Genomic DNA, 14950 nt, shown 5'->3' on the forward strand with positions numbered 1-14950 from the left:
AACTGTACAATCAGTATTGTAATGGAATGTTAGTTGTAGCCAGAAGGTATGTACATAATACTATGGAAGCAGAGGATGTTGTACAAGAATCTTTTATAAGTGCTTTTGCTAGATTAGATCAATTTAAAGCTCAAGTTAGTTTTGGCGCTTGGTTAAAAAGAATTGTCATTAATAGATGTATTGATACGTTAAAGTCTAAGCATCAACGGTTGGTAGCGTTAGAAGATTTTCATATAAGCCATGTTACCAATGACAATGATACTGATTGGCAAGTAGCTCCAGAAATTACAGTTGAAGACATTAATGCTGAAATTGAAAAGCTACCCGAAAAATACAAATACGTGGTGTTGTTATATTTAATAGAAGGTTATGATCATAAAGAGATTTCTGAAATACTAAACATCACTGAAGTCGCCTCAAGAACGCAGTTGTCTCGTGGCAAACAAAAGTTACAAAACGCATTAAAAGTAAAACAAAATGAAGCAAGATATTAGAGATTTATATAAGAATAATACTCAAAATAAAGACTTGAAAATGTCTGAAGGTCATGAGCTTCGCTTTCTTCAGAAATTAGATAAAGCCTTTCCTGTTGAAGAAAAATCATCACATAAATTTCCGTTTTTTAAAGTCGCTGCCAGTATCATACTGTTATTAGGGTTAAGCATTGGAGGATTAAAAATGTTTAATCATTCTGTTGAAGATAAAGACCCAATTCAGGTGGTTGATACGGAAATAAAAACGTTGGGTGATGTTTCACCAGATTTTAAAAAAGTAGAAGATTATTACTTGGCGAGTATAAATTTAGAGTTGTCTAAAGTGCAATTAACACCAGAAAATAAAGAATTGTTTGATGGTTATATAGCGCGCTTAAAAGAGTTAAATGACGAGTATAAAAGATTAACGATAGAGCTAAATAAAAACGGACCTAATGAAGCCACCTTAGATGCATTGATACAAAATTTAAAGTTTCGTTTAAAGCTTGTTATGCGTTTGAAGGATAAGCTTAAAGACTTTAGTGATGTACCAATTGAGCAAATAACTTCTTAAATCAATCAATCAAATTCAATTAAAAAACGAACAGTTAAATCAAAAAATCATGAACAAAATCAAAATTTTAATCCTCTGCCTTTTTACCACTTTAGGTTATGCACAGAAAACATTGAACAAAACATCGCAAACCATTAAGGTAAATAAGGATGTCGTTGTAGACTTAAACACCAGTAATGTAGAAATTCAATTAGAAACTTGGAATAAAAACACTGTAGAAATTGAAGCTTATATTGAAAGCGAAATATTATCTACGGAGCAATTAAAAGACGCTTTGGAGCATTGGAGTCTTAAGGTAGAAGGGTCTAATTCTAAAGTGTCCATTTCATCTCTTGGAGGTAGACATGTTGGTTTGTTAGATTCCGATGATTATTCGGTTTTATTAAATGATTTAGAATATCAGCTTATAGAGTTGCCAGAAATGCCTGAGATGCCAGAGATGCCAGAGCTTCCAGAAATGATACAAATGCCAAAGATGCCAGAATTGCCAGAAATGCCTGTGATGCCAGAATTACCCGAATTACCAAAAGGCGTAACGACTATAGTGTTTGATTATGAGAGATACCAAGAGGAAGGTGAGGCGTATTTAGCAGAATGGAGCAAAAAATACGAAAAGAAAGGTGGAAAAGAATTTCAGAAACAAATGGAAGATTGGGCTAGAAAGTTTGGTGAAGCTGGTTACCAAGAAAAAATGGAAAAATGGGGAAAAGAATATGCGCAACGTTTTGATGGCAAATGGACAGAGGATATGGAAGCATGGGGCAAAAAATTTGGAGAAAAATATGGAAAGGAAATGGAAAAATGGGGCGAAGCGTTTAGTAAGAAATTCGGTAAAGAATGGGAAGAAAAGATAAAAGTTTGGGGCGAGCGTTTTAGTCATGAGATGGATGAACGTTCTGAGATCATGGAGGAAAGACGAGAAGCGCATCAAAAAAGGGAAGAAGCTTTGCATAGGCAAAGAGATGCACGTAAAGCTGCTTTAGAAGCAAGACGTGATGCGTTGCAAAATAGACGAAATGCTCAGGTTATTCATCGTTTAGAAACAGGTAGCACTAGTAAAGTGAAAAAGGTAATTAAAATTAAAATTCCTAAAAAAGCTAAATTAAAAACAGATATAAGACATGGCGAATTAAAACTGAGCTCTGTGATTTATAACATGAGAGGCGATATTTCGCATTCATTCTTGGCAGCAGAACACATTGATGGAAGTGATACTTCCATCAATGTATCGTATTCACCAGTTGTGGTAGATACATGGAACGTAGGAACCTTAAACCTCAACTTTGTAGATAAAGCACAGATTAAAAATGCTAAAAGTTTAGTTCTCAACGCTAAATCATCTAATATTAATATTCAAAATCTTACCGAAACTGGTATTATTGATGGTAGTTTTGGAGACCTTACTATTTCTAATATTTCAGATGTTTTTAAGAATCTAAATTTAGTTTTAGAACATAGTGATGCGTTAATAAATTTGCCTAAAGATGTTGATTATATTCTCTATTTTAAGGGGAACAGATCTAAGTATAACAATAAATCTAAAACACAAAAGACCATAAGAAATTTACCAAATAGTGAAGATTCAAACAGAAATGTTGTTGTTAATGCTAAATTTAGTAATGTCATTGTAAATTAAAAAAAAATATTGGTTAGGCATTGGTTGCCTTTCAATTTTAATCAAGAGTGTCATGTAAATTTTGTTTTTCAGATTAACATTAGAATCTGGTACTCCTTTCCGCTTTCCATTAAATAGTTTTCTATTTTTATGGAAATTTTTATTTTATGCCTTTTTCAAGTTTTGAAATTTTTTTAAAGTCTCTCAATGCGCATGCCGTCATCCAAACATTAAGGGATAGTCAAGATTGTGTGTCTCTAGATTTATCTATTGATAACCCTAAATTAAAACAGGTTAATTTGGCTAGCGCTACAGATTTGGAGGCCTATATAACAGCACATATTAAAGTTCATAAAGCTCAGTTAGCTTATGGTGGTTATTTAGAGAAGCGTGGCATTTATAAACGAAGCCGCTATTTTAACGCACAAGATACTAACGAAGATCGCGATATTCACTTAGGTGTGGATATGTGGATAAAGGCAAATACACCAATTTTTGCACCTCTAAATGGTTGTATTCATAGTTTTAAAAACAACACCAACCATGGTGATTACGGACCAACACTAATTCTAAAACATAACATTAGTAATTTCGAGTTTTATACCTTGTATGGGCATTTAAGCTTAGATTCCATAACAAACATTAGTATGGGTGACAACGTCTTGGCCGGAACTCAAATCGGAACCTTGGGAACAGCAGAAGTAAATGGTGATTATCCGCCGCATTTACATTTTCAGATAATAAAAGATATTATGAATTACTCAGGTGATTATCCTGGTGTCACCAGTGAAAATGAGCTCTTGTTTTATAAAAGAAATTGTCCTGATCCTAGTTGGTTATTAGGAATAGATAAATCGTCTAAAAATCTGTGATTTGTTTTTGAGCTAAAACTTTTCCTATTAAAAAACCTAAAATCGCAAAAACACCATCAGAAATTGAAAACCAAAGTTCTTTTGGCTGCATCACTATGGTTACAAAAGTTGCTAAGACCATTAAACCACCTGTAATGTGAGAAGGAATAACACTTTGTTTAGAAATTTTAGCAGCCACAAACATACCCGTAATTATACCTGCAAAGTGCGCAAATACGACACAAATTTTAGAACCCATAGGAATTTTGTCCATATTGTTTTTTATCCATTCCGTATTTGAGAGCTCTGCACCTTCAGGAAAAGTAAATAGATTATGACCAATTACGGCTTCAAAGATATGTACGGTGATACTTGCAACAATCAATCCTATAATAGTAGCTAATACATTTTTCATTTTAAAATCTAATTAGATGTTAAGGTAACGAATTATTTTGTACAAATTAAATGAGCTTGGCTTTTTACGTTGTTCTAAGTCTTATTTTTTTAATGATTTTTAGAGAATAATTGACCTTCAATATACTCATGAAAGTATATCATTAAACCGATTAATATGTGATAAGCGATTAAACCTTTGGCTATTAATTCTGAAGCTGTATTTGAATTTAAAATAATAAAACCAGTAACGAGGTGGTAAGCCATTAAAACAAAAAGCGCTGTGTTAGATTTTGAAGTCAATGCCCAAACCATAAAAATTAGCTGAAAGACCAAGCGTCCTATTTGCGCAGGTAGTCTTTCGCTGCCTACATTACTATATACAGAAACTATTAGAAGAATTTCTATAGCAAGAGAAATAACAATGGCTATGATTAGGATTGGTCTTTGCTTTGTAATCATGTTAAAAATTTACTGGGAATATTAGAAGTGATTTTTAATTTTTTTCCAACCCATTGTTATAATGCTAGGTTCATAAATTAATAGTTTATTACTTATTAAAATGATTAGAGTCGTTTCAAGAGTAGAGATAATAGCCAATTTTAGAGCAAATGATGCTAAGCCATGAGTAGAATTTAAAATTAGTTCTATCAAATATAGTGACAGACTTATTAGCCATAAATTTCCTAAAATAGTTTTAGTTATGTATAGTTTTTTAAACTTTAATATATTGAAGATTAGGGCTAAAGGTTTTATGAATAAAATCAATACTAATGGCGACCAAAAATGTAACCCAACTCTCCTAACATAGATGACACAAGACATTATGAAAATCCAAGACAAATAGTGTATCAATACTGATGTAAAATTATTGATTCTGTTATATTTAACTATATCGAATACCAATATAGTAAGCAACAAACATGTTACGATAGTTTCCGATATCATTGAGTACCGGAAAACTAGCAGAATTATCGAAATAGAAATACTTAATCCTAATTTAACCCAATCATATATCGTTAATGTATTCAAGTTATTTAAGATGTTTTAATTACAACCATTTCTTACGTTTGAAATAATACAACAATCCAATAAACATAATGAACATAACACCTAATAACACAAAGTAGCCATAACGGTATTTTAATTCTGGGATGTATTCAAAATTCATTCCATAGATACCAGCAAGAAATGTTAACGGAATAAATATTGATGAAATAATAGTGAGCACTTTCATCACTTCATTCATCTTGTTGCTTATGCTAGTCATATACATATCCATTAAACTCCATATCATTTCGCGGTAAATATCTATATTTTTTGAAACCTGAATTAAATGGTCGTAAATATCTCTAAAATAAGTGATTGTTTTCTTGTAAATTAATGGGTGTTCACCTTTTTCTACGCGGTTAATGATTTCGCGAAGAGGAAAAATAGCACGCCTTACTTTTAAGATTTCTCGTTTTAACTGTTGTACGTCTACGCTTATATTTTCTCTAGTGTTGCCAGCAAATAAATCGGTTTCTAAATCTTCAATTTTATTGCCTAAAGTTTCAATAATACTAAAGTAATTGTCAACAACGGCATCGATTAATGCATATAATAGGTAGTCCGATTTTAGAGTTCTAATTCGTCCATTGCCTAATCTAAGGCGTTCTCTAATGGTATCAAAAACATCGCCTTCAGACTCTTGAAAAGACAACACGTAATTTTTACCTAATACAAAACTGACTTGCTCTATAACAATGTTTTCATCCTTATCATAGTATAGCATTTTTAACACTATAAACACATAATCGTCGTATTCATCTATTTTTGGTCGTTGCGTAGTGTTTACAATATCTTCTAAAACGAGAGGATGTAAATTATACTGTTTGCCAATGTTTTCAATCTGTTCGGTGTGTTTTAAGCCGTCTACATTAATCCAAGAAACAGAATCGGTGTCTTTAAAAGAATAAGTATCTTCAATAGTTGTTAATACACGTTCTAAAAACGTGTCTTTGGTATAATCGAAGGCTTCAATATAAAATTCCTTGTCCGATTTTTCTCCAGTATAGATTAATGTGCCTGGCACTTGGCCAACATGTTTTTTGTAATGTTCCGTTCTTTTTTTGACCTTACGTTTTAAAACCATGTTTTAAGATTTTTAGAATAAACACGATACTATATTACAAAATACTTGTATCGTCTAATGCATCCTTTTGTAGTAAAGTTACTGCTTTTTGAAGAATAAGATTGTTAGGATAGGTCACTAAATCGCCATTATCATCTCTGAGATGAATTTGAAACGCTCCAATGTCTTCAATTATCGCTTCAATGGGGGAAATCTTTATCTTGTATTCTAATTTTGTCTCCTACTTTATAAGGAAAAGAAAAGAACATTATTACACCAGAAGTGATGTTACTTAAGATAGACCAAATTGCAAATAAGCCTACGCCAATAACGGCAAATACTGATGAGAATACTAATGAAACTTGCTCAGGTTCTGCTCCAAGAATAAAGGCTTCTATTAATATGGCAATGAGCACCAAGAGGACTGTAGCATAGCGTCCTATTAAGCCAGCTCTGGCTTCCGTTGTTCCACTTTTTTTACCTATATTTTTTACTGTAATTACAATTATGGATCGAATGACTATAATAACAACTAATAAAATTAGTGTTCTAATAATTTCAAACTGATAATGAGATAAAAAGCCTGTCATTTAAAAATAATTATTGATATCTAAATTTAAACTAATATTTGTTTATTGCAATTTTAAATCGGTCCTTAGACTTAAATCGGCATTACTTTTTTTGTTCCAATAATCCGTTTTTAGAGATTCTAATTTTGTTGCTTTTGTAGTCAGCGTTTTTTCTGAAGGTCCTTTACCTGTTGTGGTTGTTTCTGTCCAGCCTAAAATCTCATATGGGAATTTTGAATTAAATTCTATTTGTAAAGTACGTCTTAATTCATGGTAATTAATAGTATAACTATCTTCTTTAAGAATGGCAGTCGCCTTGTAAGCTTTAAGCTCATCGTGATTTAGCCTTGCGCTTTCAATAGACGGGATAATAGTTATGTCGCCAACAGGTAGACTTTTAGGGTCGATTCTTAATTTTACCCAAAGTTCATTTTCGGTCCAATTTTTTTCGAGAGAAAATGTGTTATCCGCTTCACCTTCAAAGTAAGAATGAGACATTATTTCAAAGGATTCTCGATTGTTTAATTGGGTATACACTTGGCCACACCATTCTTGTATAGAAGCCGAAATTTTTATGGCATGTTGGTTATTAGAAACAGGAAAAAAAGTGCTTTGCATTATAGAATAAGGGTAAATACCAGTATTAAAATTCTTGGTCATATTTAATTTTAAAACTGGAATATTACTCGCGTTATAATGGTTTGCTTTAACCTGCTCTTTAGGTAAAAAGTCTTCAGTAACAAAGATGAGCACAGAAGTTCCGTCCTTAATTTCGCCATAGCGCGCTTGCTCTAATTTGTACGATGTAATCTCGGCTTCGCCATTATACCAATAGTCTTTAAAGTCTTCTGATAGTATTTTTTTTGGTGGCTTTGGCTCTGCTATTACTTCAGAACGCATAGCAGTTTCAGGTTTTTCTTTTGTGCTTTCGTCTTTACAAGCCGTAAAGCTTAAAAGGCTAACTGCAACTACAACTAGAATAGGTTTTATATACTTTATCATAACATCTTATTTTTTATAATAAAGATACGTTTCTAGCTACCGACCGCAATACTATTTAACGTTTTGTAAAGTAAATGTGTTGGTAAGCCAACGACGTTATTGTAAGCCCCTTCAATACTGGTAATACCAATTGCACCAATCCATTCTTGTATCCCATAAGCACCTGCTTTATCTAATGGTTTAAAATGCTTGATGTAATACCAGATTTCTTCATCAGTGAGCGGCTTAAAAGTCACTTTGGTGACTGTGTTTTCTAGTAGTTGCTGTCCATTAAAAGAAATGCAAATAGACGTAACAACCTCATGAGTTTTGTGGCTTAAGGATTTTATCATCTTAAAGGCATGCGCTTCATCCTTAGGTTTCCCTAAGGCTTTGTCTTCTAGCCAAACGATGGTGTCACTTGTAATGAGAATATCATTGTCATTAAGGTCTTTAGCAAAAGGCTCGGCTTTAAGTTTGGCTAAAAAATCGGTTATTTCTTCTCGTTTTAAATGCTTCGGAAAGATCTCGTCTACGGGTTTTAACCTTATTTCAAAATCAAGATGCATATCTTTTAAAAATGCATGACGACGCGGTGAAGCAGAGGCCAAAATGATATTGTAGTCTTTAAGCTTGTTGTTTAACATATTAATTTAAGATATAATAATAAAGTACTAAAGACAACATGCCAGAGAGCATCACTAATTTATAGATGAAACTAATGTGTTTGTAATCTGCTTTAGTTTCAGCAGAAAATAATTTAATACTGGCATAAATTAAAGGCGCTATAACCAAAATTAAAAAGTAACCTACAACGGGTAATTGCTTAAATAAATAAGTAATAACGTAATATACAATGGATAGAATAGGAAGTAAAGAGATAAAGAAAACGATTTTGTTAGCTTTAGCTTTGCCTAAAAGAACTGGCAACGTTTGTATTTCTGTTTTTTTGTCTCCTTCAATATCTTCAATATCTTTAACCATTTCCCTTACAAGATTAATTAAAAAGGCAAAAATGGCGTAGTCTTTTATTATATTAATAAACGTTGTTTGTACGGCTTCATTAGATGCATTCATTGGTGGGATTAATTCAAAAATACCGACCAACAAAATACTAAGAGCAACCACTATAGAAACCACTACATTGCCTACTACGGCAATTTGTTTGAGTGATGTGGAATAAATATAGAGTAGTGCAGAAGCCACAAAAAAGATGGCAAAAAAGCCAGTTTTGCCAATGCCATAAGTTAAATAAAACCCTAATCCTACACCTAAGATATTGAGTGCCATAAAAAGGGAATACGCATCTTTTTCACTAATGTTTTTTGTAACAAGGAGTTGATTAGGTTTATTGATTTTATCGGTTTCTATATCATTAATATCATTGATAACATAACCACCTGCTGCGATAAGCAGTGTGGCTAAAACAAGCAAGAAAAAATTAAAATGCGATAAAGATATGGCCACATTATGACTGTCTTGAAATGGTATCAGTAAAGCATATTTTATTAAGTACTGCATAAATGCAATCATTACTAAGTTTTTCCAGCGGATTAAATTGAGAATGTGAATCATTTGAGGGAGTTGTACTATAAATATTTAATTTTCTTACTTCTTACTTCTTACTTCTTACTTCTTACTTCTTACTTCTTACTTCTTACTTCATACTTCTTACTTCATACTTCGTACTAGTCATACTTAGCATTAAAATTCCCATTCCATTTGCCTTGTACTTTTAAGACTTGCTCTATAACATCTCTCACGGCACCTTTACCACCATTTTTATGAGAAATATATTTAGAAATCCCTTTAATTTCTGGCACAGCATCTTGCGGACAACATGGTAAACCAACCAATTTCATCACAGGATAATCTGGTATATCGTCGCCCATATACAAGACTTCAGATTTAGAAACCTTGTGCTGATCTAAATATTCATTGAGTTGTTCAATTTTATTATGTGCGCCTAAAAAAATGTCTTTTATGCCTAAACCAGCCAAGCGTTTACGAACCCCTTCATTAGATCCACCAGAAATAATACATAAGTTAAAGCCAGCATCAATAGCTGTTTTTAGCGCAAACCCGTCTTTAATGTTCATGGTTCTGAGCATTTCGCCATCAGTGGTTACTGTAATCGTTCCATCGGTTAAAACACCATCTACATCAAAAATGAAAGTGGTTATATCTACTAAATATTCTTTGTAACTTTTTTCGTCGCTCATTGGTGGTGCTAATTTTAATTGGTTTTTACTGTTCTAGTTTTATAACTCGAAACATTATGCGTCTTCTTAATAGATGAGGTCAGCAGTTTATAAATAATTTCGTGCTCTTCTTTTTCTATTAATTTTAACTGTCTTTTAATTGTTTTTTTATCATTGCGTTTTGCAGGACCAGTTTGTGCCATAAAAGGCGACATTTGCTGTACTTTTTTAGCAGTTTCTTCAATTAATGGATGCAGAATTTCAAATTCTATGTTCTTTGTTTCGCAAATTTCATGGCCTATTCTATAGAGTTGATTTGTAAAATTATTTACAAAAACAGCAGCTAAATGAAGTGTTTGGCGTTGTTCAGTAGTAATTTTATGAGGTCTGCAGCCCACAGCTCTTGCTAAGGTTCTTAACAATTCTAAGTTTTCCTTCTCATACACTTCTACACAGATTGGGACTTCAGAAAAATCAATGTCTGCACCTTTAGAAAATGTTTGTAAGGGATAAAAAACGCCAATTTGGTTTTTCTTATCAATATCGTGCATGGCAACACTTCCGGAAGTATGTACAACGAAACGGTTTGTAAATGGTAATGCCGAAGAAAATTCAGCAATACTATCATCACTTACCGCAATAATGTAAATATCTGCTTCCTTTAAATCCTCTAACGAATCTGTGATATCTACGTCATTGGCATACGAAGAAATTGACGAACGCGTTCTATTGTACCACTGTTTTACCGAAACGTTTTCGGCAGTAGAAAAGGCTTTGTATAAATGTGTGGCGACATTACCAGCACCAAGTAATATTACTGAAATCATGCGGTAAAAATACTAAGATTTCTTATCTTAGAATAACAACAAAGCGATTAAAAGAATAACTTTGAAACAATGAGCAAAAAAGACATTAAAACTAGAGAAGACGTTTTTTTATTGGTTTCTGAATTTTATGAAAAAGTTAGAAAAGATGAAACGCTAGGACCATTTTTTAATAAAACCATTAAGGATTGGCCAGCACATTTAGACCATTTAACTACATTTTGGGAATCGAGCTTATTTTTAAAATCAAAATTTAATGGCAATCCCTTAGAAGCACATACCAAAGTGGACAAAGTTTTTAATCATAGTATTACAGAATTGCATTTTGGCATTTGGCTGAATTTATGGTTTCAAACTATAAACGAATTATTTGAAGGTGATTATGCTGAAAACGCTAAACGAAGAGCACGTAAAATGGGCACTTTTATGTACATGAATATTTTTACGTCTAGAAATACTTAAGCTTTTATGTGCATCTTCTTAAATTTGTGTTTTAAAAATCAAATAACTAAAACACAAAATATAATATGAAGCTCATCAAAGAATTTAAAGAATTTGCAGTAAAAGGAAACATGATGGATATGGCTGTTGGTATCATCATTGGTGCAGCTTTTAATAAAGTCATCGATGTATTAGCAAAGCAGGTTCTGTTACCACCATTGTCACTGCTAACAGATGGTGTAAATTTTAGTGATAAAAAATTAGTGTTGCGAGATGCTGTATTAAATTCTGCGGGTGAAACCATAACGGCTGAGGTAGCTGTTGCTTATGGTAAATTGTCTGAAGTGTTTTTAGATTTTATAATTATCGGTTTTACAGTATTTGTAATTGTAAAGTTTATGAACAGACTTATAAACCAAGCTCAAGATACTACAGACGAAACTGTGGTAACTCCTAAGGATATTCAGTTGTTATCTGATTTAAAGGATTTAATGGAAGAGCAAAACAAAATGTTGAAGGCAAATTCTAATTCTTAAACCTTTAGAATTAATAGAATTTTAACATCTATTGAGACTTTTAAAGGAATGCCTAAATCGTTTAAAAACCGTATCTTTGCGCGAGCTTAAAAAAGCCTTACGTTATGCAAAAGAAAATCGCTAATTTCCTATTTTCAACAAAACTTACCGCGTTTTTATTTATAGCCTTTGCCGTTGCCATGGCAACAGGGACACTTTTAGATAGAAATATGGATACGTCGCCAACACCTTACACGAGAACTTTGATATATGGCGCTTGGTGGTTTGAAGCCATAATGGTCTTTTTCGTAATTAATTTTGCTGGAAATATTTTTAGATTTCGTTTGTATAAAAAAGAGAAGTGGGCCACTTTTATATTACACATATCCTTTTTATTTATACTAATTGGTGCATTTATTACACGTTATGTAGGATATGAAGGCATTATGCCAATTAGAGAAGGCGAAACACAAAACGAATTTTACTCTCAAAAAACATACATAAGCGGTCGTATTATTGGCGATTATAAAATAAATGGTCAGTTACAGCAACGTAGAGTAGAAGAGGAGGTAGACTTTTCTCATCGCTTAGATAATTCATTTAATAAAACATTAGATTATGGAGATACTGATGTTACAATTAAACTCAAGGAATTAATAAAAGGAGCAGAAAAGGATATCATTCCAAATGAAACAGGTAAGCGTTATTTAAAAATTGTAGAAGCAGGAGCAGGTGCACCACACAATCATTACTTAGAAGATGGCACAATATCTAGCCTTCATAATGTTTTAGTGTCTTTAAATAAATTCGAAAAAGATGCTATAAATATTACTGAAACGGAAGAGGGTTTATATATTCAATCGCCATACGAAGGCGAATATATGACCATGGCAACACGTGCAACAGGTAAATTATACAAAGATAGTTTACAACCTTTAATTTTAAGATCGCGTTATATCATAGGAAACATGCAAATTGTTATGCCAAAGCCTATAGTGAAAGGCGATTTTGGAGTGGTTAAAAAATCTCAATTGTTAAAGAATGATACGGATGGACTTATTTTAGAAGTGTCTGCAAATGGAGAAACCAAAGAAGTAGGTTTGTTAGGAGGACCAGGTATCCCAAGTGAATATGAAGAATTTGAAGTAGGAGGACTAGAGCTCGCATTAAAATATGGGCCAAAAGTTTTAAAATTACCTTTTGATGTTAAGCTTAATGATTTTATAGCCAAAAAGTATCCTGGAACAGAAAAAGCCTATTCATCTTATGAAAGTAAAGTGACTGTTTTAGATAAAGAAGAAGGCGATTTTGACTATCATATTTTTATGAACCATGTGTTAGATCACAGAGGTTATCGATTCTTTCAAGCCAATTTTGATCCAGATGAAAAAGGCACCTATCTTTCAGTAAACCATGATTTTTGGGGAACTTATATAACATATGCAGGTTATATGCTATTATATTTTGGTTTATTAGCTATTCTCTTTGCAAAAAACACACGTTTCGATGATATCAGAAACCGATTGAAAAAGATAAAAACTCAGAAAGCAAAAATGATGACTATGATTTTGCTTCTGTTTGGTTTTACCGGATTTGCGCAAGAACATTCAGAAAATGATGGCCATAATCACCAAGAAAGACCAGTAAAAGAACAAATTGATTCTATATTAAGAGTCCATATTACACCAAAGGAACACGCGTCTGAGTTTTCTAAAATGGTAATTCAGGATTACAGTGGGCGTATGATGCCAATTCATACCTATGCGTCAGAAATGTTAAGAGGAATAAGTCATAGAGATACTTATGAAGAGTTTAATGCCGATCAAGTATTTTTATCAATTCAAGAGAGTCCTATGCTATGGTATAATGTGCCAGTCATTTATTTAACGCCACGAAAGGCAGATTCTATTAGAACTATTATTGGTGTTGACAAATCTGTAAAACATGCAAGTTTGCTCGACTTTTTTACAGAACGAGGTGTAAATAAACTAGATCCGTATTTAGAAGATGCTTTTAATGCCAAAATTCCGACGGGTTATCAAAGTCAAATTAAAGAAGTCTATGGTCGATTAAGTCTGTTATCAGATGCTATTGAAGGCAGAAACATTAAGATTTTTCCGCTACCTGATGACGAAAATAACCGTTGGATATCGTCTAAGGATTTTAGAGATGAAGGGCTTAGAGAAAAAATAAAAGATACATTATACGGCAACTTTATAAACAATGGGTTTGTTGCATATTTAGTAACCTTAAATAATGCAAAACAAACTGGTGATTATTCTAAAGCCGAAGAATTGCTAAATGGTATTAAGAAAACACAGCAAAAATATGGTAGCGAGGTTATGCTATCTGATGAGAAAATTAATGCAGAAATATTATATAACGATTTTGATATTTTTAAGCGTCTATATTATTTATACATGCTGGCAGGCGCATTATTATTTATATTAATTATTGCTCAGATTTTTAAGTATAAAAGCAAAGCTTTAAAAATAGCGGTAAAACTGTTTATGATTATTATTGCGCTATTTTTTATATCGCATACTGCTGGTTTAATTTGGAGATGGTACCTGTCTGGACATGCACCATGGAGTGATACATACGAGTCTATGATTTATGTCGCTTGGTCTACCATGTTATTTGGATTTATTGTAGGTATCACTAAGAGCAAGAAAAGTGATTCTTCAGAGAAAAAAGAATCGTTTTTAGGTAAATTTAGTGCTTCAAGTTTAACGGTTGCAGCAGGTGCTTTTGTAACATCAATGATTCTTATGATTGCGCATTGGAGTTGGCTAGATCCTGCGATAGGGAATCTACAGCCAGTATTGCAAGGGTATTGGTTAATGATTCACGTTTCGGTTATTGTTGCAAGTTATGGCCCTTTTACATTAGGAATGATATTAGGTGTCGTGGCTCTGTTATTAATGATTTTTACAACGAAGAATAATAAGGAGCGTATGCTTATTAATATTAAAGAGCTTACCATAATTAATGAAATGGCATTGACTGTAGGATTAGTAATGCTAACGATAGGTAACTTTTTAGGAGGCATGTGGGCTAATGAAAGTTGGGGAAGATATTGGGGTTGGGATCCTAAAGAAACTTGGGCTTTAATTAGTATTATGATCTATGCGTTTGTAATTCACATGAGATTAGTGCCTGGTTTAAGAGGTCGATGGATATATAGCTTAATGTCTATACTGGCATACGGCAGTATCTTAATGACCTATTTTGGAGTTAATTTCTATTTAGCAGGCTTGCACTCTTATGCAAGTGGTGATCAAATTTTAAGTGGTAAAGTCATTGCAATTTCTCTTGGAATTATTGCTGTACTTGGGTTTTTATCCTATAGAAAGTATGTTGTTTTTTATAAAAAATAAATAAGTATTACATGATTTAT

Annotated in this window: 15 protein-coding genes and 1 pseudogene; 7 read left to right on the plus strand and 9 right to left on the minus strand. The window is 32.6% G+C overall.

The genetic code is table 11. The features are described from left to right. Nucleotides 1-26 precede the first annotated feature (26 nt). The 4 genes from HNV08_RS07515 to HNV08_RS07530 all read left to right on the plus strand — a co-directional run bounded on the left by HNV08_RS07515 (nt 27) and on the right by HNV08_RS07530 (nt 3534). Nucleotides 27-494 carry an RNA polymerase sigma factor gene (locus tag HNV08_RS07515; RefSeq protein WP_194241984.1) on the plus strand — a complete coding sequence of 156 codons (468 nt, stop codon included), beginning with the start codon at nt 27-29 and terminating at the stop codon, nt 492-494. Continuing rightward, complete coding sequence (locus HNV08_RS07520; protein WP_173280551.1) at nt 478-1047, plus strand: hypothetical protein; 570 nt, start codon at nt 478-480, stop codon at nt 1045-1047. Before HNV08_RS07515 ends, HNV08_RS07520 begins: the two co-directional genes overlap by 17 nt. Before the next feature lie 49 nt (nt 1048-1096). Continuing rightward, nucleotides 1097-2683 (plus strand): CCDC174 family protein, encoded by a 1587-nt coding sequence (locus tag HNV08_RS07525; RefSeq protein WP_173280552.1) that lies wholly within the window; start codon nt 1097-1099, stop codon nt 2681-2683. A 146-nt stretch (nt 2684-2829) separates the two neighbouring features. Further along, entirely contained in the window at nt 2830-3534 is a 705-nt protein-coding gene (locus HNV08_RS07530; protein ID WP_173280553.1) for a peptidoglycan DD-metalloendopeptidase family protein, read from the plus strand. Here HNV08_RS07530 and HNV08_RS07535 read toward each other — a convergent pair. From HNV08_RS07535 to HNV08_RS07575, 9 genes and pseudogenes are all read right to left on the minus strand, one after another. Then, nucleotides 3521-3928, minus strand: a complete 408-nt coding sequence (locus tag HNV08_RS07535; protein WP_173280554.1) for a hypothetical protein — start codon at nt 3926-3928, stop codon at nt 3521-3523. The genes HNV08_RS07530 and HNV08_RS07535 overlap by 14 nt on opposite strands. 89 nt (nt 3929-4017) lie before the next feature. Next, nucleotides 4018-4368, minus strand: coding sequence for a hypothetical protein (locus HNV08_RS07540; protein WP_173280555.1), 351 nt, complete (start codon nt 4366-4368; stop codon nt 4018-4020). 589 nt (nt 4369-4957) lie between these two features. Further along, nucleotides 4958-6040 (minus strand): magnesium/cobalt transporter CorA, encoded by a 1083-nt coding sequence (gene corA, locus HNV08_RS07545; RefSeq protein ID WP_173280556.1) that lies wholly within the window; start codon nt 6038-6040, stop codon nt 4958-4960. Nucleotides 6041-6074: 34 nt separating this feature from the next. Then, nucleotides 6075-6609, minus strand: a pseudogene (locus HNV08_RS07550) (mechanosensitive ion channel domain-containing protein). A gap of 42 nt (nt 6610-6651) precedes the next feature. After that, entirely contained in the window at nt 6652-7590 is a 939-nt protein-coding gene (locus HNV08_RS07555) for a septum formation inhibitor Maf (RefSeq protein WP_173280557.1), read from the minus strand. A 32-nt stretch (nt 7591-7622) separates the two neighbouring features. Next, nucleotides 7623-8216 carry a Maf-like protein gene (locus tag HNV08_RS07560; RefSeq protein ID WP_173280558.1) on the minus strand — a complete coding sequence of 198 codons (594 nt, stop codon included), beginning with the start codon at nt 8214-8216 and terminating at the stop codon, nt 7623-7625. A gap of 1 nt (nt 8217) precedes the next feature. Next, nucleotides 8218-9144, minus strand: coding sequence for a geranylgeranylglycerol-phosphate geranylgeranyltransferase (locus tag HNV08_RS07565; protein ID WP_173280559.1), 927 nt, complete (start codon nt 9142-9144; stop codon nt 8218-8220). Nucleotides 9145-9257: 113 nt separating this feature from the next. Continuing rightward, entirely contained in the window at nt 9258-9791 is a 534-nt protein-coding gene (locus tag HNV08_RS07570) for a KdsC family phosphatase (protein ID WP_173280560.1), read from the minus strand. Nucleotides 9792-9805: 14 nt separating this feature from the next. After that, nucleotides 9806-10597: a Rossmann-like and DUF2520 domain-containing protein gene (locus HNV08_RS07575; RefSeq protein ID WP_173280561.1), complete on the minus strand. Its 792-nt coding sequence runs from the start codon at nt 10595-10597 to the stop codon at nt 9806-9808. Between the two features lie 69 nt (nt 10598-10666). Between HNV08_RS07575 and HNV08_RS07580 the strand changes: the two genes are divergently transcribed. The 3 genes from HNV08_RS07580 to ccsA all read left to right on the plus strand — a co-directional run bounded on the left by HNV08_RS07580 (nt 10667) and on the right by ccsA (nt 14930). Further along, a complete protein-coding gene (locus HNV08_RS07580) occupies nt 10667-11056 on the plus strand; it encodes a group III truncated hemoglobin (RefSeq protein ID WP_173280562.1) in 390 nt (129 codons plus the stop codon). Nucleotides 11057-11121: 65 nt separating this feature from the next. After that, complete coding sequence (gene mscL / locus HNV08_RS07585) at nt 11122-11571, plus strand: large conductance mechanosensitive channel protein MscL (protein ID WP_173280563.1); 450 nt, start codon at nt 11122-11124, stop codon at nt 11569-11571. A gap of 104 nt (nt 11572-11675) precedes the next feature. Beyond that, nucleotides 11676-14930: a cytochrome c biogenesis protein CcsA gene (gene ccsA / locus HNV08_RS07590; RefSeq protein ID WP_173280564.1), complete on the plus strand. Its 3255-nt coding sequence runs from the start codon at nt 11676-11678 to the stop codon at nt 14928-14930. The last annotated feature ends 20 nt before the right edge of the window (nt 14931-14950 follow it).

This window comes from Winogradskyella eckloniae, assembly GCF_013249045.1.
Lineage (GTDB): Bacteria > Bacteroidota > Bacteroidia > Flavobacteriales > Flavobacteriaceae > Winogradskyella > Winogradskyella eckloniae.